This is a genomic window from Segatella copri DSM 18205 (genome assembly GCF_025151535.1).
Classification (GTDB): domain Bacteria; phylum Bacteroidota; class Bacteroidia; order Bacteroidales; family Bacteroidaceae; genus Prevotella; species Prevotella copri.
The window spans coordinates 1,069,787-1,094,177 of the sequence record NZ_CP102288.1 but is presented as its reverse complement, the minus strand read 5'-3'; the positions used below and the strand labels follow the sequence as shown (position 1 = coordinate 1,094,177).

Here is a 24,391-nt window from a genome sequence, read left to right as displayed (position 1 = left end):
TATATTAATGATTTTCTTTCTGAAATGTCGCGTTTCTGAATGGAAACACGGTATTGATTGATAAATTCGTGTGCAAAGATAATTAAAAAATTTGTTTCTGCCAAATATTTTGCCTATCTTTGCACAAAAAAAATAAAAATGGCTAGTCAAATACCCTATTTAGACGTTCAAAACCTCACCAAACGCTTTGGTGCACAGGTTCTTTTTGATAATATTTCCTTCTCTATCGCTGAAGGACAGAAAGTGGGACTCGTGGCGAGAAACGGCACGGGAAAGTCTACGCTCATGTCGGTGCTGATGGATAAAGAGGGCCACGAGAGCGGAGACATCATCTACCGACGCGACTTGAAGGTGGGCTATCTGGAGCAGTCGCCGCAGTTTGATCCGGAGGAAAGTGTGCTGCAGGCGTGCTTCAATCATGAGGATGATCCGGAGAAGGTGCTGAAGGCGAAACAGATTCTCACACAGCTGCACATTACCAACCTGGAACAGCCGATGGGACAGCTCAGCGGCGGACAGCAGAAGCGAGTGGCGCTGGCGAATGTGCTGATTACGGAACCCGACTTCCTGATGCTGGACGAGCCGACCAACCACCTGGACCTGGAGATGATAGAGTGGCTGGAGGGTTATCTGAACCGCGGCAACAAGACCATCTTCATGGTTACGCACGACCGATTCTTCCTGGACAAGGTGTGCAATACGATTCTGGAACTCGACGACCGCACCATCTACACCTATCGTGGCAATTATGCTTATTATCTGGAGAAGAGGCAGGAGAGAATGGACAATCTGAGAGCCGAAATTCAGCACTCGAAGAATCTCTACCGCAGGGAACTCGACTGGATGCGCCGCCAGCCTCAGGCGCGCGGACACAAGGCGAAATACCGCGAGGATGCTTTCTACGAGCTGGAGAAGGTGGCAAAACAGCGCATCGAAGACAGGCAGGTAAGGTTGAAGGCTTCTACCGTTTATATAGGTTCGAAGATTTTTGAATGCCAGTATGTGAGCAAGGCTTTCGACGACAGGGGGCAGAAGAAGGTGATTCTCGACAACTTCTACTACAACTTTGCCCGCTTCGAGAAGATGGGTATTGTGGGTAATAACGGAACGGGAAAATCGACCTTCATCAAGATGCTGCTGGGCGAGGTTCAGCCCGACAGCGGCAAGTTTGACATCGGCGAGACGGTTCGCTTCGGCTATTTCTCGCAGGAGGGACTGAAATTCCGTGAAGACCAGAAGGTGATTGACGTGATTACGGAGATTGCTGATTACATAGATCTGGGCGGCGGCAAGCACATGACGGCTTCGCAGTTTCTGCAGTTCTTCCTCTTTACGCCTGAGGAGCAGCACAACTACGTTTACAAGCTGAGCGGCGGCGAGAAGCGCAAGCTTTACCTCTGCACGGTGCTGATGAGGAATCCGAACTTCCTTGTGCTGGACGAGCCGACCAACGACCTAGACATCCAGACGTTGCAGGTACTGGAAGAATATCTTCAGGATTTTGCGGGTTGCGTCATCGTGGTGAGCCACGACCGCTATTTCATGGACAAGGTAGTAGACCATCTGCTGGTTTTCAAGGGCGAAGGCGAAATACAGGATTTCCCAGGCAACTATACGCAGTACAGGGAATGGAACCGGATGCAGGCGAAGGACGAGGCGGAACAGGTGAAACCGGCAAAGAGCGGAAATGCAACGGCAGAAAGCGACGGAGCAGGCACGGCAAAGCGCGACGCCAATTTTGAGAACAAGCGCAAGATGAGCTACAAGGAGAAGCGCGAATATGAGCAGCTGACTCAGGAAATAGATGCGCTGACCGAGGAACAGAAGAAGCTGGAAGAGGAACTCTGCAGCGGAAATCTATCGGTTGAGGAACTGACGGAGAAAAGCAAGCGCCTGCCTGAAATCAAGGATGAACTTGATGAGAAGGAAATGAGATGGCTGGAACTGGCTGAAATGCTCTAGACTTAGAAGTACGGGCTGAAGGCACAAAAGTTCTAACGCCTCTCGCCCTGAAAGGGCAGAAGCTCCTAGCCCAGGGCAACGCCCTGGGTATAATGGCAATCAACAAGGCGCCCTGTAAGGGCAAAAGCTTTGTTTATTGTCCGGTATTTGAAGGCTTTTGCCCTTTCAGGGCGACAGGTTTGCGTCCGAAATTACCCAGGGCGTTGCCCTGGGCTAGGGGCTTCTGCCCTTTCAGGGCGTGCTGCTTGCAGGTTCTCATGGGCTAGGAGTGACCTTTACCTATCTGCAATATGATGGTTATCGTTGATTCAGGGCGTGCGGCGACAAAAATAATAAAAATAATAAAATAGAAAGAATGGAAATTAAGAAATCAGAATTTACAATATCGGCTCCACGAGTGAGCATGTGTCCGAAAGATACGAAGGCTGAATATGCTTTCATCGGCAGAAGTAATGTGGGAAAATCGAGCCTCATCAATATGCTCTGCAACCACAAGGGTTTGGCTAAGACTTCAGCCACACCGGGTAAGACGCTGCTTATCAACCACTTCATCATCAACAACGAATGGTATCTGGTTGACCTTCCTGGCTATGGTTTCGCCAAGCGTTCGAAGACCGTACAGAAGCAGCTGGAACAAATGATAAGCAGTTATATTCTGCAGCGCCAGCAGTTGGCTAATGTCTTTGTGCTCATCGACGTGCGCCACGACCAGCAGAAGATAGACCGCGAGTTTGTAGACTGGTTGGGCGAGAGCGGCGTTCCTTTCTGCATCGTCTTTACCAAGGCCGACAAGTTGGGTCCGGTCAAGGCTCGCATGAATGCGGAGAAATGGATGCATGCGCTGGAAGACCGCTGGGAAGCACTTCCACCTTATTTCATTACCAGTAGTGAAAAGAAGCTGGGACGCGATGAGGTGCTCGACTATATTGATGAAATCAACAAATCGCTCGCCGGAGAATAATCTTTCGGGAGAGAATAAACCAATAGAGAATGAAACAGATTAATTGGGGATTTATCGGCTGCGGAGAAGTAACCGAAAAGAAAAGCGGACCGGCTTTCAACGAAGTGGAGGGTTCGCAGGTGGTGGCTGTGATGAGCCGAAGCGAGAACAAGGCACGCAGCTATGCTGAGCGCCATCATGTGCGCAAATGGTACACGGATTCATCGGAATTGATAGAAGACCCCGATGTGAATGCTGTTTACATCGCCACGCCACCTTCTTCTCACGCCACCTTCGCCATCATGGCGATGCGTGCGGGCAAACCCTGCTATATTGAGAAACCGCTGGCAGCGAGCTACAACGACTGCATCCGCATCAACCGCATCAGCGAGCAGACGGGTGTTCCCTGCTTCGTAGCTTACTATCGCCGTTATCTTCCTTACTTCCAGAAGGTAAAGGAGATTATCGAGAGCGGAACCATCGGTAACGTGGTGAATGTTCAGGTGCGCTTCTCGGTTCCTCCGCGCGATCTCGACTTTCAGAGCGGCAAGGAAATGCCTTGGCGACTGCAGCCGGATATTGCGGGCGGCGGCTATTTCTACGACCTGGCTCCTCATCAGATAGATTTGCTCCAGAATCTGTTTGGTGTGATTACCCGTGCGCACGGCTATCCTGCCAACAGAGCGCATCTTTATCAGGCTGAAGATACGCTCTCGGCGTGCTTCTTCTTTGAGAGCGGAATTCCGGGCAGCGGAAGCTGGTGCTTCGTGGGACATGAGAGTGCGAAGGAAGACTGCATCGAAGTGATTGGCGAGAAAGGTTCGCTCTCATTCTCGGTGTTCACTTACCAGCCGATAGAAGTGATTACGAGCGAAGGAAAGAACTTGATTACGGTTCCGAATCCGCCTTATGTGCAGCTGCCGCTCATCAAGAGTGTGATTCAGCATCTGCAGGGAATAGGAAAATGCGACTGCACCAGCGTTTCGGCTACGGCCGTCAACTGGGTGCTGGACCGAGTATTGTGGAAGAACTGATTTTTTACAAAATCATCATCAGGATTAGAGCGTAAGTTATGAAGAGATGTTTCTGTATAGTAGGATTTATCTGTTCCCTTGCCTGCACTTCGGCAAGAGCAGGGGAGCCCGTGGATTCTACTATGCTGGGAACGCTCTCCAACAAGACGATGTTCATGTCCAATTCCCAGGACAGCCTCGTGAAAGAGCGCCATCGCAAAACCTTCTTCCATCAGGTGGGAGATGTGTTCACCCGGTTCTTCAGAGAATTCAACAGTACGGATTCGGCTTATATCGAAGACCAGCATTACAATTATACGGTGATGCTGCAGAACACCAATACCTACGAGGAATATACGCTCCGAAACAGAGAAGGACAGAGCATTTCCTTCTCGCCTGATCCTTCTTACCGACTGGGGCCTTATCTGGGCTGGCGATGGGTGTTTCTGGGTTATACGTTCGACCTGAAGCACATTAATTTCAGGAATAACCACACTAATAAAAAGGAGTTTGACCTGAGCCTCTACAGCAGTCTGCTGGGAATAGACCTGTTCTGGCGACAGACGGGAAATGACTATCACGTTCGGCGGATGAATCTGGGTGAGCACATCGATTGTGACCCTATCCGCAAGGCTCCTTTCGACGGTTTCAAATCGAGCATCAAGGGATTCAATCTTTATTACATCTTCAACCATCGCCGCTTCTCTTATCCTGCCGCCTATTCGCAGAGTACGGTGCAGCGGAGAAGTGCCGGTTCCATGCTTCTGGGAATCGGTTACACGGAGCATGAACTGGAGGTGAACTGGGATAAACTGACCAATCTTGTAGATGAAAAGCTGAATAAAAATCTGACAAACGGGGGAACTCCGGAAGCCAAGATAGACAGTTCGCTGATGTTCAGCAAGGTGAAATACAGCGATGTGAACGTAACCTGCGGCTATGCTTACAACTGGGTTTTCGCCAAGAACTGGCTCTTCAACGCTTCGCTCTCGGTAGGTGTGGCTTACAACAGCTCGAAATCGGATAATGAAAGGGAACATCTGGACATTACCAACTTCAGTTTCAAAAATGTGAACCTGGATGGAATAGGCCGCTTCGGTATTGTGTGGAACAACACGCATTGGTACGCGGGCGCCAGCACCATTATCCATTCCTACAACTATAAGAAAAAACAGTTTTCTACCAACAATTCGTTTGGCTCACTCAATATTTATGTGGGTGTGAACTTCGGCAGGAAACGTCATCATTAACATATAAAAAGAGAAGAGATGAAAATATTTACGAAAATGGCAGCTGTCGTGCTGGCTTGCATGCTGGCTGTTCCGGGAGAAGCCAGGGTGAATGTGGTTTATCAGCAGCAGGACAGTCTGCGGATTGTAGGACTGCTGCAGCAGGCAAGGGCGATGAAGAAGAAACCTGCCAGTTGGATGCTCTGGTTCGGCAAGCAGATGGCGGACGTTCCTTATGTGGGCGGCACGCTGGACCAGACGAATGAAGAGGTGCTCATCGTGAACACCCGTGAACTGGACTGCACCACATACGTAGAGATGGTTACGGCGCTCACCCTGTGCGCCAAGAAGAACGAGACTTCTTTCTCGGCTTTCTGTGAACATCTCCGAAATGTGCGTTATGTGGGCGGAGAGGTTTCCTATGTAAAGCGTCAGCATTATTTCACGATTTGGATGGATGCAAACGAGCGCGAGGGAATCGTGAAGAATATTGCGCCCAATCCTCCTTTCTCGGCCGTTCAGACCGTGAACATCAACTGGATGAGTACGCATGTTTCGAGTTATAAGATGCTTAAGGCTCATCCGGAATGGAAATCGGGAATCAGAAAACTGGAACAGAGTGTGAACGGCAAGCGTTACCGTTATGTTCCGAAGGGTAAGATTGCCAACACGACAGTTTTCCGCAACGCTATTCACGATGGTGACATTATCGCCATCATTACCAACAAGAAGGGGCTCGACACGACCCACATCGGTATTGCTTCCTGGCACAAAGACGGATTGCATCTGCTCAACGCCAGCAGTATTCACAAGAAGGTGATTGATGAACCGATGACACTTTATACTTACATGCATAAACATCCGGTGCAAATAGGAATCAGGGTTTGCAGAGTTCAGTAAAAAAATATTAGAAAAGAAAAGATAAATGGAAGAGAAAAATAATTTTGAAGCGATCTTCAAGGAAGATCTTTATCAATATCTGCTGGGTATTGATAAGGTAGATGCTCATTTGCCGGAAGCTCCGGATTTGGAAGAGCTGTGGCAGAAAATAGGCGAGAGTTATCTGCCTGATGCGATTCGCGAGTTTGCCAAATATCCTACGGTTTCATTGGGTTGGATCATGTATGTAGGAATGGCGCTTGCCAAGTATTGGGATGAGGATTGGGAACTCTACAGCAAGGTAGAGAATCATTATGAATATCTTCGTGACAGAATAGATTTCGACCACATGGATGATTACATCTGCGAAAAGGTTCTGCTGCTGAATGTGGAAGCGCATAAGGCTGTTACGAATGTAGTGGCAGAATGTGCTTCGCGCTCTTACAGCAAGCTGATTCATCTGAATCTGCAGCCTGGAAGCGAGGAAGCCTTCCGTGGTTTCGTTGCCGCCCTTCACCAGATGTTCCTCATGGGAATAGCCGTAGAGCTAAAAATGCTGGGTTACCACATGACTAAAATGTAAAAGAAAGTCCGTAGGCGTTCTGTTAAAATGCCTACGGACTTTCTTACTTATTACTAAAATAATTACTTCATTTTCTTGAGATATTCTCCAGCGCGGGAATCGCCGAGTTCCTGGGCTTTCTTCAGGTTCTTGATGGCCTCTTCCTTATTTCCTTTCTCCTTCTGGAGCAGACCTAAGAGAAGGTAGCCGTCAGCATATTCAGGAGCCAACTCTATGCAATGGGTGGCTGCGCTGATTCCTTCATCATAACGCTTTACACGCAAGTCGAGACTTGCCCATTCTGCAAAATATGTAGGCTCTTTAGGAGCCAGGTAACAGGTGCGGGCAATATCAAGCAGGGCTGGCTGCCACATGCGTAACTTGGTTTCGCATTGGTAACGGGTGTAGAAGAAGGCTGGCGAAACAGGACGTGCAATGGAATCGTACATATTATAATCCTGAATAGCGCGGCGGAATTCACCCTGCTCCTTCAGAAATTCTCCACGTGCCAGATAATAATTCGCAACCATTCCGGTCTTGTTTCCAACGCTTACCGCACTATCGAGCAAAACCTCAATCTCCTTAGCTGGAGCCTTGAGATTCTTCTTAGCCTGGGCAGCCTCAAAATAGAGTTCGCCGCTGAGAAGTGAAGTATTGGTCAAATCCATGAAAGTATCGTAAGCTTTCTGATACTCACCCTTTACAAAATTAATCTGCGCTTCCTGATGGCGGTAAATAGGCTGAGCCTTGATTTCGTATGCCTTCTGAGCCTCAGCTATGGCCTTATCAAGCGTCCAGTCCTTATAAACAGAATCACCCTTGTAAATAATCTTCTGATAAATCAGGTCGGCATAGTTGGAATGAGCCTCATCCTTGGCAGCCGATTTCTTAATGCCTTCTTCCATCAGTTTGGCAGCTGCATCATATTCTGCCTTATCCGTCAGATAAGCGGCTTTCTCCTTGTAACCGAAGGCTGAAGTAGGGAATTTGCTGATAAACTCATCGCTATATTTCGCATACTCATCAGCTGTAGTCTGGCCTTTCTTCAGAGTCATCATCGTCATCGCTTCGTTCTCTGTATCAGGAAGAGCTGTACGGATGGTGGTTTCGCGAAGTGCTGCGTCAAGACTCGAAAGACCGGTTACCTTCAGCTGCTTGGCGTAGTTGGCGTCGATGGCCGTTACCTGACCATTGGTGTGCATCAGACCGATGACCTGACCGTTCTTGTTGGCAAATGGACAACCTACTGCATTTTCCGGAGCACTATTCGAGAAGATGTAATAGTTGTACGTAGTCTTGAACTTCTCTACGCTGCTGATGTCCTCCTGCTGGTAAGCCGGCTTCTTGATAGAATACGGAACCAGCCAGACCTTGTCGCCAGCAGCCGATTCCTTGGTTGCGATAGGGGCAGCAACTGTAGAGGCGTTGATGCGGAATTTAGCCACATCATAGAGCTCGTCGGCTCCCATGATGGCCTCAACAGGAATCGATTTGCCGGAAGCGTCAACTACGCTAGCCTTTACAGCTCCGACAAATGGCTTGAAGGTGCTGATAGCCGTTCCCTTGTTGTCGATAAAAACACCTTGGGTAGAGGCGATAATGTCGCCTTTCTGATTGAAAGTAGTCAAGGTGAAAACGCTCTTAGCCAGTTTCTGGACCGAACCCGGCTGGGCATAGAGGGACGATGCTCCGAGCATCAGTCCCATCATGATCATATTTATTTTTTTCATAATCTTATTTGTGTTGCTTGTGTTTATTGAGCAACTCCTTAGCATTTGCCAGGGCAGCAGGCGTAATGTCGCTTCCGCTGAGCATCTGGGCGATTTCTTCTATACGCTGCTGCTCGTTGAGTTCCTTCATGTGAGAAAGTGTTCCCTCTTCGGTTTCTTCTTTCAGAACCTTGTAATGATGGGTTCCCATGGAAGCAATCTGCGGCAGGTGGGTGATGGAAATCACCTGGCGGTTCAGGTTGCCCATCTCTGTCATGATTTCCGCCATCTTTTCAGCAATCTTACCGCTTACTCCCGTGTCGATTTCATCGAAGATGATGGTTGGCAATTTTACGGCGCCGCTGATCATAGCCTTCAGAGAAAGCATGACGCGGGCGATTTCTCCACCGGAAGCAACCTGACTCACCGGCTGGAGAAGCGTGCTCTTGTTGGCGCTGAACAGGAAATTTACCTTGTCAACACCATCAGAACTGAGCGGCTTGACGGAGAATGAAATTTCGAAGCGGACGTTTGGAATTCCCAGAGGAATGAGACGTTTCTTCATTTCTTCTTCTATCTTTCTAGCCGATTCCGTTCGGATGGCAGTCAGTTCACCAGCCAGCTTTTCAGCCTTGGCAAGCAGAAGGCCAACATGCTTTTCCAGCTCTTCTATGTCTTCATCTCCATTATCTATGTGCTGCAACTGTTCGTTGATTCGCTCGCGAGTGGCGATGAGTTCCTCTACATTTTCCACATGGAATTTCTGCTGGAGCGAGTAGAGCTGGTCAAGCCGGGAATTGATGGTTTCAAGCCGGTTCGGGTCGAACTCTATATTGTCAACGCTTCCGCTTATTTCCTGGGCAATATCCTTGAGTTCTATATAGCTGCTCTGCATTCGCTCAGCCACCTCCTTCACATCCGGATAAACCTCCTTGATGTTGTCAATCTGCTGGGCTGCATTCTTCAGTTTGTCGAGAATACTGCCGTCTTCGCCCGAGAGTGCATTATCTGCTTCATAGAGCGCAGTCTTGATGTCTTCAGAATGGCTCAGGGTTTCTGCTTCCTGTTCCAGTTGCTCAAGTTCGCCTTCCTGCAGGTTTGCATCATCCAGTTCCTTAAACTGGAAGCGCATGAATTCCTCGTTCTCCCTGTTCTTTGCGATTTCCGCTTTCAGGTCTTCCAGCTGTTGCTTAGCCTTTTTATAGTTCTTGTATTCGGCAAGATAAGCCTTCTTCTGCTTTTCATCGTGGGCAATAATGTCGACCACGCTGAGCTGGAAGTCTTCCTTCTGCAGCAGGAGGTTCTGGTGCTGCGAATGAATATCGACGAGCTGTTCGCCCAGTTCTCTCATCTTGCTCAGGGGGACGGGCGTGTCGTTGATGAAGGCACGGCTCTTTCCGGCAGCTGTCAGTTCGCGGCGGATGATGGTGTCTTCTGCATCATAATCAATATCGTTAGCATCGAAGAAATCCTGCATTCCGTATTTTGACAGGTCGAAGTGGGCTTCAATCACGCATCGGTCTCTTCCTGCCTTGATGGCCTTGCTGTCAGCACGGTTGCCCAGGAGCAGTCCGATGGCTCCGAGAATGATGCTCTTTCCGGCACCCGTCTCGCCCGTGATGACTGAGAATCCTGGATAAAGAGGAATGTCCAACTCGTCAATCAACGTGAAATTCTTGATGTATAATTGCTTGAGCATAATTTCTTATCTTATTGTTTTAAAGGAACTTAACCTACCTAGGAAGAATCTTTGCTTTATCATCCGAGAAGTTGCTTCGAATCATTCAGCATGTAGCCTTATTCCTTGATTTTGTCCCAATATGAGTTTTGAGAAGGATTGATGGAGAAGAGCAGCTCATAAATGCTTTCTTTCTCTTTCTGAGTGCCATGTTTCTGATAGATGTTAGCAAGCTCGTCCTTCTTATAGTCGGTCCAGATTTGTGGCAGCAGACTGAGCGGTCTGTCCGTACGTGCCTTCTTCAGATCCTGGAGCAGGGTGTTGGTGATTTCAGTTCTGCCTCGTTCCACATTATTCGCCATTTCATCGAGCCCTTTTCTGTAATAGTTGTATTGCAGCATTCTGAAAGGTTCCATGGCTCCGTCTAGATAATCGGAAATGATGGCGAACCGGTTTCTGTTGTCACTAAACGCTTTCCAGCCCGGAAAATCAAGATTCTGGGCGTTGTTGGTGAGGTTCATGCAACGTTGCAGAATGTCTTCACCACCTTTAGGCGCAAAACTGTCAAGATCTAAACCGATGATGAGGTAAGCATAGTAGGCGAGCAGAGCCGTTAGCTGGTTGTCAATCCGCTCTTCGGTAAACTCCAGCTGGTCGAACTCGGCAAACTTGAACGTGAAGTTTTCATCCACATTATTATATAAGGTGGACGTATAGGCTGAATTGTAGACGGGACGGTTGGCCTGGATGAGCGCCTTGCAGGTAAAGATATTCTGGTCTTTATCATACTTGCTTACCGTGATATTGAAGTTGCACACGATGCGCTCGTTTTTCCTGAATTGAAGATTCGTCCATTGCCTGTCGTTCACAAACTGCTCAAGAGTTTGCTGCAGATTATCGAATACCCGGTTTTCCGTGCCCTGAATCTGTGCATGGTTGATGGTAATCTTAGCCTGCAACTCCTGAGCGGCTGATGTGATGGGACTACAAGAGATGAGCCAGCTCGTTGATAATGTCGCGAGCCACTTCAGTTTTCGGTTTCTTCTCATATTCTTTCTTACCCTCTTCAGAAATAATCGTTATCTGGTTGTCATCCGTACGGAATGTGGTTCCCGGATTGCGAGTAGAGTTAAGCACGATGAAATCGGCATTTTTCTTTTTGCGTTTTTTCTGTGCATTAGCCTCTTCATCGTTGGTTTCCAGGGCGAAAGCCACAATTCGCTGATGTTTTTGTTTCATCTTACCCAGGGCTGCAGCAATATCGTGAGTAGGGACGAGGCGGAGTTTCAGATCATCTTTCTCGCGCTTGATTTTCCTGTCAGCAATCTCGCTTGGCTTGAAATCAGCAACAGCAGCACAGAGAATGGCTGCATCGGTAGAGGCAAAAGTTTTAGTGGCTGCCTGATACATTTCCTCGCAACTTTCTACATCGATGCGATGAATGGCTTCGGAACAGCTGAGCGAAACCGGACCTGCAACCAGCGTAACCTCAGCACCACGACGGCAGCACTCTTCAGCAAGGGCAAAGCCCATTTTGCCGGAAGAATAATTGCCGATGAAACGTACCGGGTCAATCTTTTCGTAAGTTGGTCCGGCTGTAATCATGATCTTCTTGCCTTTCAAATCGAGCTTATCGCTTTCTTTTTCCTTGCAGTTTTCTGATGCAGCTTCATCGGTCTCTGCATTCTGCTGAGCCTGTTCATCGAAGAATCTGTCGAGGCATTCTACGATAATATCAGGTTCTTCCATGCGTCCCTTTCCTTCCAGTCCGCTTGCCAGGAATCCCACTTCGGGTTCTATGATGTGATTTCCATAGCCCAGAAGTGTTTTCATGTTGGCTTGGGTAGAAGGATGCTTATACATGTCGAGGTCCATGGCTGGAGCGATGAAAACAGGCGCTTTCATCGACAGATAGGTTGTGATGAGCATGTTGTCAGCAATTCCGTGAGCCATCTTTCCCATGGTAGAGGCTGTGCAAGGAGCGATGAGCATGGCGTCGGCCCACAGACCTAAGTCTACGTGCGAATTCCAGGTTCCATCGCGCTGCGAGAAGAATTCGCTTACCACAGGCTTATGCGTAAGAGCCGAAAGGGTGATGGGAGTGATGAACTCCTTTCCTGCAGGCGTAATGACCACCTGCACTTCGGCTCCGCGCTTGATGAGACCTCGTATGATGAGGCAAGACTTGTAGGCTGCAATAGAGCCCGTAATGCCCAATACGATTTTCTTTCCTTTTAACATGAATTTTTCTAACTGTTAAGAAATAAATCCGAGTTTCGCAAGGTTTGTTCTTCAACCGCTTGCGAAAGTCCGGTAACAATTATTTTCCCATTCTCTTGTTGAATTCACGAAGGCGGATGCGGGTAAGCACCTGCTTGGTATTGTTGGTGAAATCGCTTCCCAAGACCCATGTAAAGTAACCCGGGTCTTTGGTCAGAATCTCAGCCACATCCCATCCTTTGTATTTGCCGAAGTTGAATACTTCGTGCTTCAAAGGATTTCCGTTCTCATCGTTTACTACGTTGCCCTGGGCGTCTTTTACTTCTTCCCAAACTATGCGTCCGGCGAAGTCTACATTATCCTTCTGCTTAGAGAAATCGGCAAGTTCATCCATGTTGTTGTTGAGCACGCGCTCAGGTTCATCCTGCACGCCTGGAGCATACTTGTCGAGCTCGCCCATGAGCACGCGGTAAGTAGCCTCTGTATCCTGATCTGCACGATGAGCTTCGAAATCTTCCTCCATCTTTCTGCCGCAATAGAACTTGTAGGCAGCAGCCAGGTTACGGCGTTCCATCTTCATGAAGATGGTCTGCGCATCGATGAGACGGCACTTGTTGAAATCGAAGTCTATTCCAGCACGCAGGAATTCTTCTGCGAGCATCGGTACATCGAAGTGGTTGGAATTGTAGCCTGCGAAATCGCAACCTGTAAATTCCTTCTCTAATGTGGCTGCCAGCTGCTTGAAGGTTGGCGCATCTTTTACATCTTCGTTGCTGATGCCTGTAAGGGCAACTACTTCGGCAGGAATCTCCATGCAAGGATTTACGTAGAGGTTCTTGCGGTCTTCAGTTCCATCAGGCATTACCTTGATGTAAGAAATCTGTATAATACGATCCTTGATCATGTCAAGACCTGTTGTCTCCAGGTCGAACACAATCAGAGGCTTTGTCAAATTGAGTTTCATTTTTGTAGAAATACTTTTCTTTTTGTTGTTTCAGAGAAAGCCCGTGCTCCTTTAGTCGTTAAGGAGCATAGGCATGATGAGCATCAGAATATCTTCGTTCTCAGGCTGTTCTGCTGGTACGATGATTCCGGCACGGCTTGGGTCTGCCAGCTGGATGATGATGTTGTCGCTGGTGAGATTGCTCAGGATTTCCATCAGACTGCTTCCCTTGAAGCCGATGCTGATAGGAGAGCCGTTGTATTCGCAAGACAACTGTTCCTTTGCAGATGTTGAGAAGTCAATATCCTCAGAAGAAACCTCGAAACGGCCTGACTCGATGTGGAAACGGATGAGCTGGCTGCTCTCGCTTGCAAATGGCAATACGCGACGCAAAGCACTCTGCAAGCCCCTGCGGTCTACTGTAACCTCGTTAGGGTTGTTTGGAATGACAGAGTTGTAGTTAGGGTAGCGGCCATCAATCAGTCTGCATCTCATAACGCCGTCAGTAAACTGGATTTCTGCGCTTCGGTCATCAAACTTGATGATAGCGTCGTCGCCGTCCTTGCTCAGAATATTCTTCAGCAGAGAAGCTGGCTTCTTAGGCAAGTTGAATGCTGAAGGAGATTCGCTCTTGATAGTGAAGTTCTTGCTGCGAACCAGCTTGTGACCATCGCTTGCTACGATAGCGAGAGCATCTGCTGTCAGGTCGAAGTAAATACCGTTCATGACAGGGCGCAACTCATCGCTGGCTGTAGCGAAGAGCGAGCGTGAAATGTTGTTGATCAGCATTTCTGTAGGCAAAGAAACGGTGGTGCAAGCATCGTTCATGCTCTGTGTGCGAGGATATTCCTCTGCGCTCTGACCTGTGAAGTTATAAAGACCGTTCTGGTAAACAATCTTGATGGCAACGGCTTCTCCGGCAGCATCCACATCGAAGTGAAGAGGCTGCTCAGGCAGTTCCTTCAACGCATCGAGGATAACGCGGTTAGGCACACAAAACTCACCTTCTCCATCGTGGTCGGTAAGAGCGAGTGTACTCTTGATGACATTATCACTATCGCTAGCCGTGATGCTCATTTCACCGTTAGCAACTTGGAAAAGGAAACAATCGAGGATTGGCAATGAATTCTTGCTTCCAATCACTTTTGCGAGCATGTTGAGCTTGCTGCTCAATGCAGAACTTGATACTGTAAATCTCATGAGTATTTTATTTAAATTTTATTTTGTTTTCTGTTTCACCTTAATTTAATTAGGCTATATCACCTAATTGAGCACAAAAATACAAAAAATATCGCTGATAAGCAAAAATAATTGGAGAAAAGTTCTAGTTTTTGAACTATTTTTAGTAATTTCGCAGTCAGAAAGAAAAAAACACCCTTTAAACAAAGGAAAAACTTTAAATATTATCATATGGAATTACAAGGAAAGGTTATTGCCGTTTTGCCTGAAAGAAGCGGCGTCTCTCAGAGAGGAGAGTGGAAAGCTCAGTCGTTCGTAATTGAAACTCACGAGCAGTATCCAAAGAAATTGTGCTTTGATGTTTTCGGAGCAGACCGTCTGGCTCAGTTCAACATTCAGAGTGGTGAGGAACTTCTGGTTTCTTTCGACATAGATGCTCACGAGTATCAGGGCCGTTGGTTCAACAGCGTCCGTGCCTGGAACATCCAGCGTGTTGACCCTAGCGCCGTAGCTGGTGCTATGGGCGGAATGCAGCCAGGTGCGTTTCCTCCAGTAGGTGCTCCTGTAGCTCCTGCTCAGCCAGCAGCTCCTGCTAATGGCGCAACTGCAGCATTCCCTCCAGTTCAGCCTGCAGCTCCTGCAGCTGAGGGTGGTAGCGCAGATGATCTTCCTTTCTAAAAACAGAAAAGTAAGATAAAAATAAGAGCACTTCGCCTGAGACTTTCTTCTGTCTCGGATGAAGTGCTCTTTTTTTATTCATAATCTTATATTTCTCTTTATCAACTGTTTTCTATTCTCTGCGTCTCTTCTCAAAGAATTGTTTCGAAGCGGCAAAGAAGAGGAGAACGGAAGCTGCATTTTCTATAGCAACCATCCAGAATGTTCCGTTGTAACCGAAATGTTCTGCCACGACTCCGCCTAGCAGACAGCCGATTCCGAAGCCCAAATCCCAACCTGTAAGAATGCTGCTGTTTGCCGTTCCACGCTGGTCGTGACGAGCCACATTAATGAACATGTTGAGGAAGGCTGGGTAAAGATGACCGTTGCCCAGGCCGATGAGACAAGCCGAAAGATAATAGGCTACCGGGTGCTTGATGGCAACAAAGATGATGAAACCAACAAGCGAAAGCAGCATTCCTTCGGCCGCATTCTGGGTAAGTTTGCCCTGGCTCAAGGCTTTTCTTCCCTGCAGTCTTGAGAGGAACAGACCCATGGAAAGAAGGGCAAAATAAGTGCCCGTTCCGCCCGTAATTCCGAGTTCCTCCTTGCTGTAGATTGCGAGATAATTGCTCAGAACGCCCCAGCAGAAACCAAACATGGCGATGTTGATGGCTAGGAGCCAGGCACGCGTCAGGAAGAAGCGGTCGAGAGAAAGCTTCTCCTTGTTCTTAACGATTTCCTTTTCGGGGAGGCGGACGGTTCCTGCAATCACAACTGAGGCAATCGCCACGATGAAAGCTATCCAGAAGAGAATCATGTAACTGTCTACCGCATTATGGAGATAGATTCCGATGGATGGAGCAATTGCCATGGCAAAATTGTTGCTCAGCCCGTAGAGTCCGATTCCTTCATTTCTCCTACTTGCCGGAAGAACGTCGATGGCGCAGGTGCTGTTGGCAACCGTTACGGCTCCGAACGGACCTCCGTGCAAGGTTCTGCAGATGGCAAACATCAGGATGGTGCTGGCTGCAATATAGCCGGCAAAGAAGATGGCGAAGGCTGAGAGACAGACCATCAGAACCTTCTTGCGCGAAAAGCTGTCAACTACATATCCGCTGAACGGACGAATGATGAGGGCGGCAACCGTATAGCCGCTCAGCACAATTCCAATCACATCTTTCGTGGCTCCAAAATTTTCGCTCAGATAGAGAGGGAGCAAAGGTGTGAGCAGATAGAAGGCGAAATACAACAGAAAGTTGGTAGTCATCACCTTGATGTAGTTTGCATTCCAAAGTTTCTCTTTCATCATTTTTTAGAGTCTATCCTCACTTTTAGAGTTTGTCCGCATTATTAGAGTTTGTCCTCCAGCCAGGCGTCGATGAGTTTTCGGGCGATGGAAAGTTTCTCTGGGAGAATAGGGAGATTCTCTTTCGTGAACCATTTACCACGAGAGAGTTCCTCTTTCTGAAGATGAATTTCTCCATCTACATATTCTGCCGAAAAGCCAATCATCAGACCGCTCGGATAAGGCCAAGGCTGGGAGCCGAAATATTTCAAGTTCTTGATAGTCAGACCGGTTTCTTCCATAACTTCACGATGAACCGCCTCTTCCAGATTCTCGCCAGTCTCTACGAAACCAGCCACGAGACTGTCGAAATTTCCCTTGAAATTGCGAGCGTGTACCAGCAAGACCTGATCATCTTTCTTAATCAGAACGATGATGGCTGTGGCAAGCGAAGGCCAGACCTGTTTGCCGCATTCTGTACATTTCTTACTGATGTCGGTTGCCATTTTCATCGGAGCTCCGCAAACGCCGCAGAATTGGGTATTCATGTCCCAATAGTTGAGTTCCTGACACTTTCCCGCTTTCTGGTAAAGGGCAGGAGAGAGTTTGTAGAAACTAGGGCGCAAGCCGCACATTTCGTACTTCGGATTGCCGGTAACGGGCTCAGGAATGGTGAAGGTCTTCACCTCTGTTCCGTCTTCCATCGGGGTAATGTTGAGAATGTGAGTCCAAGGCTTTGTTGGGATTGGACTCTCTTCTGAACAAGGAATCGTATAGGTTCCGTCTTCTTTCTTTTCGAGCAAGAGATCAGTCTTGCAAAATATAAACCAATACTTCATTCTTTATTTTGAACTTATTTGCTTTTTTACTTTGATCTTTATAATATGCTTTTCCAGAAGCGTTTCGAGGAGCTATTCCTTCTTACCGAACAGCAATTCGAAATCGCGCTGGGCAGCAGGCTTGGTCCATGCTTCCGGCACAAACTTCCAGTTGTTGTTTGGTTTTGCATCAACCGTTCCCATCTTTTCAATTTCTTCCATCAGATAGTAGCGCTGGTCGCGCTTGCTGCGATAGATGATTCGGCTTTCAAGACTGTCTTTCGGGATTTCGGCACCCTTGGTTAGGAGTTCGCCGCCGCCATTTCCACGATAGCTGTTAACGGCTACCTTGTACCATTTCTTCTCATCGAAAGGTTCGCCGTTGCTCATGCGCAGAATCTTCACCTTCTCGCCATCTGGCTTGGTTACGTCAACTTCGTAATCGATTCCCACAGCACTATCAAAGTTAAACGAGAGATTCTTGAAACCGAGGCGTTGCTGGTCGCCAACGGTCTTTTCATCGAGCAGCAGGAGATGGTCGTCCGGGCTCTTCATGGTGTTCACCCAGAGGTCGTAACTCATTTCCAGATGCTTTCTGATTTCTTCGCCCGTCATGCGCATTACGTAGAACTGGTTCTCATATTTATAGAGATTGAACATGTCGCTCACACAGATTGGGCCGGCTTTCAGAACCGCGTTGAACTGAAGAGGAGCGTTAAACGAAATGTCGGCTTTTGTCATCTGCAACTGGAGGTTGAGGATGAAATCGTTGAAGGCAGAACTGCCGAAGAACTGGTCGCGGCTGTAGATGGTAGTCTTGAAGTTGCCAATCTGCTTGCCCACATATTTCTTTACTTCCGCAATCTGAGGTTCGAAAGTTTTCATGAAATCCTCGTCGATAGGACAATCTGTCACATCCACAATCTTGCCTGTCACCTTTTTGTCAGTTACCACCAGCTGCTTCTTTCCGTTTACCTTTTTCTTGTTGAGGGTGAGGGTTATTTCTGCATCAGCCACGCTAATGGCGTTGTTGGCAGGATCCAGGCAAACCACCTGCTTTCCATCAGTATTGGTTACGGTTTCGTTGTCGCGCGTATGGTCGTGGCCGAAGAGAACGAGGTCGAAGCCCGGCACTTCTTTTGCCACCTTGATAGAGGCGTCTTCATCATATTCGGCAGTCTGAATGCCTCCGTCTTTTCCGCTGTGGAAGAGGCCGATGATAACATCCGGTTTTTCTTTCTCCTGGAGATACTTCACCCATTTGCGGGCGTTTGTTACCATATTTTCAAATTTCAGTCCGCTCCAGAGATTCTCCGTGATCCAGTTTGGAATGGCAGGAGTAATCATTCCCAAGACTGCCACCTTCACGCCCTCGCGGTTCAGGATGAGATAAGGCTTAACGTATGGCTCGCCTGTAGAAGTGCTGATGATGTTGGAACCAAGAACTGGGCAATTGAGTTCTTTTATCCATTTGTCGTAAACTGGATGACCCGTTTCAACATCATGATTGCCAAACACTTGCGCATCATACTTCATGTAGTTTACCACATCGGCAGCCACGTTTCTAGCCTTTGTGTTTACATAATTATAATAATAGCAGGTAGGCTGTCCCTGCAGAATATCGCCATTCTCCAAGAGGATGAGGTTATCCTTGTAGGCTTTTCGCAAATTATTGACGTAGGAAGAAACGCGCGCCAAGGCTCCTGCTTTTGGCTTACAGTTGATGAAATCGTAAGGGAAGAAAGAGCCGTGCACATCGCTTGTCTCTATCACTCCCAGTTTTACGGTACGTTGTTGTGCCATAGCTTGTGAATTGAAAGTTAGCGCCAGAAGAAGCGCAGCAAATAATTGTTTCATTTAATTAATGTATTACTTTTGAGTAATGGAAGCCCATCAGTTGAGCTCTGTTTCTTATTTTCTCTGCAAAAGTACAAAAAAGAACTTAAATAGGCATACTTTTTGTTGGATATTTTTTAAAAACTAAAAAATAGGAGGTTTTATAATATGGCATTTGTTGATTATTACAAGATTCTCGGCGTAGACAAGAACATTCCGCAGAAGGATGTGAGAGCTGCGTATCGTAAACGTGCAAAACAGTTTCACCCAGATTTGCACCCTAACGACCCGAAGGCGAAGGCTAAGTTCCAGGCGCTGAACGAGGCGTATGAGGTGATTTCTGACCCAGATAAGCGTGCTAAATACGACCAGTATGGCGAACAATGGAAGAATGCTGATGCATTCGGCGGTTTCGGCGGAGCTGGTGGTGCAGGCGGTTCTGGAAGCTATGGTGGAGCAGGTGGAAATCCATTCGAGGGTTTCGACTTCAGCCAGTTTGGTGGAGGCGGAGGTTTCTCCAGCTTCTTCGAAAATCTCTTCGGAGGTCGTGGCAGAAGCCAGCAGTCGGCTGATGGATTCGGTTCCGGCAATTTCGGCGGTTTTAATGGTTCTGCCGGTTATGGTAGCGGCTTTAATGGGGCTGGCTACGGAGCTGGTGCTGATTTCGGTACTGGTGGTTGTGGCGGTGGTTGCGGCCAGAACGGGCGTGCCAATAACGGCGAAATGAACATGAATGTGAATATCGACCTTTATACGGCTCTGCTGGGCGGCGAGGGAATCATTAAATTGAGTAATGGTTCTAAAATCAAACTGAAGATTAAGCCGGAAACGCAGAATGGCACGAAGGTTCGTGTTCGCGGAAAAGGATACGACCGAGGTGACGGAACCTTTGGCGACCTGATGATTACTTACAACGTGAAGTTGCCAACCGGGTTGAATGATAAGCAGAAAGATTTGCTCCGTCAGATGAAGGATGCAAAGTAATTTCTAAAAGAAGGGAACGGGTTCTCGAACATGAGAACCTTCCCGAAACATGAAGGTAAAAAGAAACGCCCTGCAAGAAGGGAACATTCAGAAATGAAGTTCCTGATCTTGCAGGGCGTTTTTTATTCTATTTAATCTTGCAGGGCGTTTTTTATTCTATTCTGCGGCATTAATCTTCGACATGTTGAACGCAGAAACCTTGCCGTCTGGCGAAACAGTTGCGTTGATTTTGAAATGGTTGGTTTTCTTTGTACCGTCGGTAAGCTGAACTTCCTCACGTGCTGAGAACTGAACCTGATATTCATAATCTTCGTCACCCACCTCGCGCTTCTTGATCTTATAATCGTTGGTGAGGAACCAGTTCAGGTTGGTCACATCTTCCTTATAAAGCTTATTCATAAAGGTAACAACATCTGCCTTGGTAGCAGAATTCTTACCCAGAAGCGAAGAGAGAATGTCCTCGCATGAAGCCTGCAAACCATCAGCATCGCGGGTATTGATGCTTTGGAAGAAATGGCGGAACAGACTGCTTACCATATCTTTCTCTTCTGGCTGCAAATCTCTGCTCTTGGCTTTCTTCATCGCATTCTCAGCCTGTTCGATATGCGAACCGTCAGCATGAGCGGCGAGATAAGCCTGGTAAGCTTCTACATTATCAGCATTCTTGGCCACATTCCAGTCGATGGAATCTATCTTGTTCAAAACCTCCTGCTTGTGTGGACTGTTTGGGTATTTGTCGAGATAAGCCTGCAGGGCCTCTTTCGAACCGCTTACTACGGCGTTGGTCCAGTCCTGATCGGTCTGTTTCAGAAGTTCGAGGTGAGCCATGATGGAATCACGATGCGCCTCGTCAGCATCTTTGTAAGTATCTAGGTAACTCTGCAGAACCATCGGGTCGCTACTCTGCATCGCATACTCGTAAGCTTCCAGTTCCTTATTCTTATTGGCACTATCATAGAAATAGTAGAAAATGCCACAAACGAGGAAGGCGAAAATCAGAGAGATGATGATGACGCCACGGTTGCTTTTTTTCTTTTCCTGGGTTCCTTCTCCGTTTCCGCCGTTCTGAGAATGGGTTTGCTGTGGGCGAACCGGAGGAACGGGTGGAGTAGGAGGTGTTGCTGTTCTGACAGGTGTCTGAGGACGAGCCTGCTGTCTGAGAGCCTCCTGACGGCGAATTTCTTCTTGTCTGATAGCATTCTGTCTGGCTACATTTTCAGCTTCTTGCTGCTGAGTCATAGAAGGAGTCTGCTGGCTCATTCCCGCCGAAGAAGTCATTCTTGTGAGCGAAGGATTCAGCTCATGGCAGTTAGGACACATTTCCAGGTTGCTGAAATAAATCTCGCCACAATTTGGGCATTTGGTAATTTTGCCTGCTATTTCTACTCCGCAACTAGGGCAGGTAGGTGCTTTATCGCTAATTTGGCGTCCGCATTCCGGACATTTTATAATTGCCATAATTCTATTTTTTGTTTATTAATTTACTTATAAAATTCATGCTTCTCTATTTCCAGACCTTATCCACTCTTTACCTTGAAGCTAATCATAAAGTTCCAAGTTCAAGGTTCCAAGTACTATCGATGTCTGAATCTGATTTCTCTGAGCTTGTGGCGCCCCATGAAACGGCTTTTGTCAACATAGCCGTTTATTCCGTTGAGCCTGCCCTTACCCGTATATTGCCACATTTCGAAATCTCTACCATCGCGCAATACAGGGATGCGCTTCGTATACTGGGCAATCATCAGCTTGTAGCTGTCTAGCTTGCCCAGAAGATAGTTGTCATAGAAATTGGCTCCCGTATAGATGAGGGGTTTCTGCTTATATGCTTTCTCTACGAGATGCAGAAACTTAAAGAGCGAATCGCAGAATTCTTCTGTATTCATGCCGCTTTTCGTCTCCACATCAATCATAGGCAAGAGGTCCTGATCTCCCGGACGGCATTGGGCCTTGAAATTTTCCAGTTGCGTCTGCTGTGGGATGCGGGGTCTGTAGAAATGATAAGAACCTACTTTCATTCCGTAGCGATGAGCCAGGTCGATATTCTGCTTGTATTTGCTGTCGATGTTGGTTCCTCCCTCGGTAGCTTTCAGATAAACGTAAGCCATCTTAGAGTTGTCGCCCACGGTTTCCCAGAACACGTTGCCCTGATAATGACTCAAGTCGATGCCGTGAACGTGCCGACAAGTGTCTTCGCATTGCACCTGGGCATGGGCTCCCAAGGCAATAATGGATGCTATAATAGAGATAAATAACTTTTTCATAGATGCAAAGATACGAAAATCAGATGAAAATCGTACTACTAAGAGAGTAATTTTATAGATATTTTACTCTTCGTCCTGATGAATCCCAGATTAACCCCCTTCAATCCTTACTGAAATTACTCTTCAATCTCAGATAATGACCGGAAGAAATTGTTCATGAAATTGCTCATGGTTTCTATCGGAGCGTATTGCAGATAGCGCATGCTGCGGCGCAGATTCTTGCGCATGGTTCCCCCCGTAGTGCGTACAAAGCCGCTGCTGGTCTGCTCAAACTGAATGGCCTGCTGGTCCATGATATTATAGTAGAGCGAACGAAGCGTCAGCCTGTAGGCGCCTCTTTCTATGTGATGAACGAACGGGATTTCGTCCTGTTCAAAATCGAAGAAGGTGATGAGCACGCTTCCTTCCAGCTGGGCGATGCGCTGGATGCGGAGCTTGGCAAGCCACTTCTCCAGTTTCACGAAATCTACCTTGTCGCCTCGGGTTCTCAGGTAGTCTCCCAACTGGATGATTCCTCTGAGATTGATTCCGTTAGCCAACATTCCATTTACGTTTGCCACGATGATGCGCAGCAGATAAATAGTCTCGATAGAGGTATCGATGGCGTGGCGTTCATCTTCCTGAATCTTGCTGAGCCGCCGGTTCAGAAAACTGTTGTTCATCTTCACCTCTCCGGCAGGAACATCATTCACGTTCTTGAGCATCTGAGCTATCTTTTTCTTCTTAAAGGTAGTCATCGGTTCCATTTCTTCCTTGATGCCGAAGTTGTCGGCACGGAGCTTGGTAAAAAGGTTGCGCTGAAGAAAATTCATATGCCTTGTTCTTATTAATAGTCAATAATAAAGTTTTGTTCTTCCTGTCAAGAAATCTCTAACGCAGAAGGAGACCCTCCTCTGATTTTTAGAAGTCTTCCTAACTGTATCTCTTAGGATAGCGCAAGAGGATGGCCAGCAGGGCTGCCACACCTATCGCCAGCGGATAGTAGAGATAAGGAAGAATGTCCATCGGACTGAGATTGGCCAGACCGGCTGCCAGGAGCATCTGCACGCCATAAGGAATCAATCCCTGAACCATGCATGAGAAGGTGTCTAGAATGCTGGCTGCCTTGCGGTTGTCTACGCCAAACCGGTCGCCTATCTTTTTCGAAATATTTCCTACTGTCAGAATCGCTACCGTATTATTTGCCGTACAGATGTTTACCATCGAAACGAGGGCGGCGATAGAAAGTTCGGCTCCACGCTTGCTGTTTACGTGGGCTGTAATCTTGTTGATGATGAAATCGATTCCGCCGTTTTCGCGGATGATTTCGAGCATACCACCTGCCATCATGGCGATGATAATGAGTTCGCCCATGCCGATAATGCCGTTGCCCATGGCTGAGAACCAGCCAAAGAGATCGTAGCTTCCGGAGGCACCCAGAAGATGACTGCCTATGCCGATGGCGCCACAGAGTAGGGTGCCCAGGGTGAGAACAGCCATTACATTCATGCCGGCAATAGCGGTAACGAGGACGGTGAGGTAAGGCAATACTTTCATGTATTCTACCTCGTTGATATGGGTTGGGGCCTGAAGACCGACTCCCATGACAGAATAGGCGATGAGTACGAGTACGGCGGCCGGAACCACAATCATGGAGTTGACCTTGAACTTATCGCTCATCTTGCAGTTCTGCGTCTGCGTAGCAACAACCGTCGTATCGGAGATGAACGAGAGGTTGTCGCCGAAATAAGCGCCACCTACGATGATGGCGGTCATCATGCCTACGTTAGCATCCATCGAGTGGGCCAGTCCGGCGGCTATCGGAACCAGAGCCACTACGGTTCCCACACTTGTTCCGATAGATACGGAGATAAAGCAGGCAGCCAGGAAGAGTCCTGGCAGAATCATGCTGGCTGGCAGGATGCTGAGCGCCAGGTTGACGGTTGCATCAACGGCTCCCATCGCCTTGGCTGATGCGGCAAACGAGCCAGCCAGCACGTAAATCCAGAGCATGAGCATCAGGTTGTTGGCGCCGGCACCCTTGCTGTATGTATCCACTCGTTTCCTGACAGGCATTCCGCCGGAAATAGCCACGGCATAAATGCTCGAAATCATGAACGCTACTGTGAGCGAGAGGCTGGTGTCCTGATGGCTGCTGTCTACCGAATATACGGTAAAAGCCACGATGAGGACAATCAGCAAAAATAATGGCGACAACGCCAGCAAACCTTTTTTATTACTCATACTTCTTTTT

At 47.8% G+C, this 24,391-nt stretch carries 21 protein-coding genes; 8 read left to right on the top strand and 13 right to left on the bottom strand.

The features are described 5' to 3' along the window. Positions 1-138 precede the first annotated feature (138 nt). From NQ544_RS04460 to NQ544_RS04435, 6 genes are all read left to right on the top strand, one after another. Positions 139-1,962, top strand: coding sequence for an ABC-F family ATP-binding cassette domain-containing protein (locus NQ544_RS04460; protein ID WP_040552553.1), 1,824 nt, complete (start codon positions 139-141; stop codon positions 1,960-1,962). Positions 1,963-2,317: 355 nt separating this feature from the next. Beyond that, the gene (gene yihA, locus NQ544_RS04455; RefSeq protein ID WP_006846576.1) at positions 2,318-2,923 is read left to right on the top strand and encodes a ribosome biogenesis GTP-binding protein YihA/YsxC; all 606 of its coding nucleotides are present in this window, start codon (positions 2,318-2,320) and stop codon (positions 2,921-2,923) included. A 29-nt stretch (positions 2,924-2,952) separates the two neighbouring features. Further along, entirely contained in the window at positions 2,953-3,936 is a 984-nt protein-coding gene (locus NQ544_RS04450) for a Gfo/Idh/MocA family protein (RefSeq protein ID WP_006846577.1), read from the top strand. A 155-nt stretch (positions 3,937-4,091) separates the two neighbouring features. Further along, the gene (locus tag NQ544_RS04445; RefSeq protein ID WP_006846579.1) at positions 4,092-5,165 is read left to right on the top strand and encodes a DUF4421 domain-containing protein; all 1,074 of its coding nucleotides are present in this window, start codon (positions 4,092-4,094) and stop codon (positions 5,163-5,165) included. An 18-nt stretch (positions 5,166-5,183) separates the two neighbouring features. Further along, a complete protein-coding gene (locus NQ544_RS04440) occupies positions 5,184-6,044 on the top strand; it encodes an N-acetylmuramoyl-L-alanine amidase-like domain-containing protein (RefSeq protein ID WP_006846580.1) in 861 nt (286 codons plus the stop codon). Positions 6,045-6,069: 25 nt separating this feature from the next. Beyond that, positions 6,070-6,606 carry a hypothetical protein gene (locus NQ544_RS04435; protein ID WP_006846581.1) on the top strand — a complete coding sequence of 179 codons (537 nt, stop codon included), beginning with the start codon at positions 6,070-6,072 and terminating at the stop codon, positions 6,604-6,606. A 62-nt stretch (positions 6,607-6,668) separates the two neighbouring features. Here the strand turns inward: NQ544_RS04435 and NQ544_RS04430 are convergent, their stop codons facing one another. The 6 genes from NQ544_RS04430 to dnaN form a co-directional block, all read right to left on the bottom strand. Then, the gene (locus tag NQ544_RS04430; protein ID WP_006846582.1) at positions 6,669-8,315 is read right to left on the bottom strand and encodes a tetratricopeptide repeat protein; all 1,647 of its coding nucleotides are present in this window, start codon (positions 8,313-8,315) and stop codon (positions 6,669-6,671) included. Positions 8,316-8,319: 4 nt separating this feature from the next. After that, on the bottom strand, positions 8,320-9,993 hold the full coding sequence (gene recN, locus NQ544_RS04425) for a DNA repair protein RecN (RefSeq protein ID WP_006846583.1): 1,674 nt from the start codon (positions 9,991-9,993) through the stop codon (positions 8,320-8,322). A gap of 98 nt (positions 9,994-10,091) precedes the next feature. After that, on the bottom strand, positions 10,092-11,021 hold the full coding sequence (gene porD, locus NQ544_RS04420) for a type IX secretion system protein PorD (protein ID WP_082231212.1): 930 nt from the start codon (positions 11,019-11,021) through the stop codon (positions 10,092-10,094). Then, on the bottom strand, positions 10,957-12,213 hold the full coding sequence (locus NQ544_RS04415; protein ID WP_006846585.1) for a bifunctional phosphopantothenoylcysteine decarboxylase/phosphopantothenate synthase: 1,257 nt from the start codon (positions 12,211-12,213) through the stop codon (positions 10,957-10,959). Before NQ544_RS04415 ends, porD begins: the two co-directional genes overlap by 65 nt. Positions 12,214-12,292: 79 nt before the next feature. After that, positions 12,293-13,156 (bottom strand): 3'-5' exonuclease, encoded by an 864-nt coding sequence (locus tag NQ544_RS04410; protein WP_006846586.1) that lies wholly within the window; start codon positions 13,154-13,156, stop codon positions 12,293-12,295. 51 nt (positions 13,157-13,207) lie between these two features. Next, entirely contained in the window at positions 13,208-14,335 is a 1,128-nt protein-coding gene (dnaN, locus tag NQ544_RS04405; protein WP_040552560.1) for a DNA polymerase III subunit beta, read from the bottom strand. 210 nt (positions 14,336-14,545) lie between these two features. Here dnaN and NQ544_RS04400 point away from each other — a divergent pair, with 210 nt between their 5' ends. Next, a complete protein-coding gene (locus NQ544_RS04400; RefSeq protein ID WP_006846588.1) occupies positions 14,546-14,992 on the top strand; it encodes a DUF3127 domain-containing protein in 447 nt (148 codons plus the stop codon). 112 nt (positions 14,993-15,104) lie between these two features. On the opposite strand, the gene NQ544_RS04395 is transcribed toward NQ544_RS04400, so the two are convergent. The 3 genes from NQ544_RS04395 to NQ544_RS04385 form a co-directional block, all read right to left on the bottom strand. After that, positions 15,105-16,283, bottom strand: a complete 1,179-nt coding sequence (locus NQ544_RS04395) for an MFS transporter (protein WP_006846589.1) — start codon at positions 16,281-16,283, stop codon at positions 15,105-15,107. Positions 16,284-16,324: 41 nt separating this feature from the next. Further along, on the bottom strand, positions 16,325-17,098 hold the full coding sequence (gene nudC, locus NQ544_RS04390) for an NAD(+) diphosphatase (RefSeq protein WP_006846590.1): 774 nt from the start codon (positions 17,096-17,098) through the stop codon (positions 16,325-16,327). Between the two features lie 72 nt (positions 17,099-17,170). Further along, positions 17,171-18,934 (bottom strand): bifunctional metallophosphatase/5'-nucleotidase, encoded by a 1,764-nt coding sequence (locus NQ544_RS04385; protein ID WP_006846591.1) that lies wholly within the window; start codon positions 18,932-18,934, stop codon positions 17,171-17,173. A gap of 147 nt (positions 18,935-19,081) precedes the next feature. On the opposite strand from NQ544_RS04385, the gene NQ544_RS04380 reads away from it, so the two are divergent. Further along, on the top strand, positions 19,082-19,897 hold the full coding sequence (locus tag NQ544_RS04380; protein ID WP_006846592.1) for a J domain-containing protein: 816 nt from the start codon (positions 19,082-19,084) through the stop codon (positions 19,895-19,897). A 156-nt stretch (positions 19,898-20,053) separates the two neighbouring features. Here NQ544_RS04380 and NQ544_RS04375 read toward each other — a convergent pair whose 3' ends face one another. From NQ544_RS04375 to NQ544_RS04360, 4 genes are all read right to left on the bottom strand, one after another. Next, complete coding sequence (locus NQ544_RS04375) at positions 20,054-21,355, bottom strand: zinc ribbon domain-containing protein (protein WP_040552562.1); 1,302 nt, start codon at positions 21,353-21,355, stop codon at positions 20,054-20,056. Between the two features lie 116 nt (positions 21,356-21,471). After that, positions 21,472-22,158: a glycoside hydrolase family 25 protein gene (locus NQ544_RS04370; protein ID WP_006846594.1), complete on the bottom strand. Its 687-nt coding sequence runs from the start codon at positions 22,156-22,158 to the stop codon at positions 21,472-21,474. 116 nt (positions 22,159-22,274) lie between these two features. Continuing rightward, positions 22,275-22,970: a hypothetical protein gene (locus tag NQ544_RS04365; RefSeq protein WP_006846595.1), complete on the bottom strand. Its 696-nt coding sequence runs from the start codon at positions 22,968-22,970 to the stop codon at positions 22,275-22,277. Positions 22,971-23,070: 100 nt separating this feature from the next. Further along, positions 23,071-24,381: a Na+/H+ antiporter NhaC family protein gene (locus tag NQ544_RS04360; RefSeq protein WP_006846596.1), complete on the bottom strand. Its 1,311-nt coding sequence runs from the start codon at positions 24,379-24,381 to the stop codon at positions 23,071-23,073. Positions 24,382-24,391 lie beyond the last annotated feature (10 nt).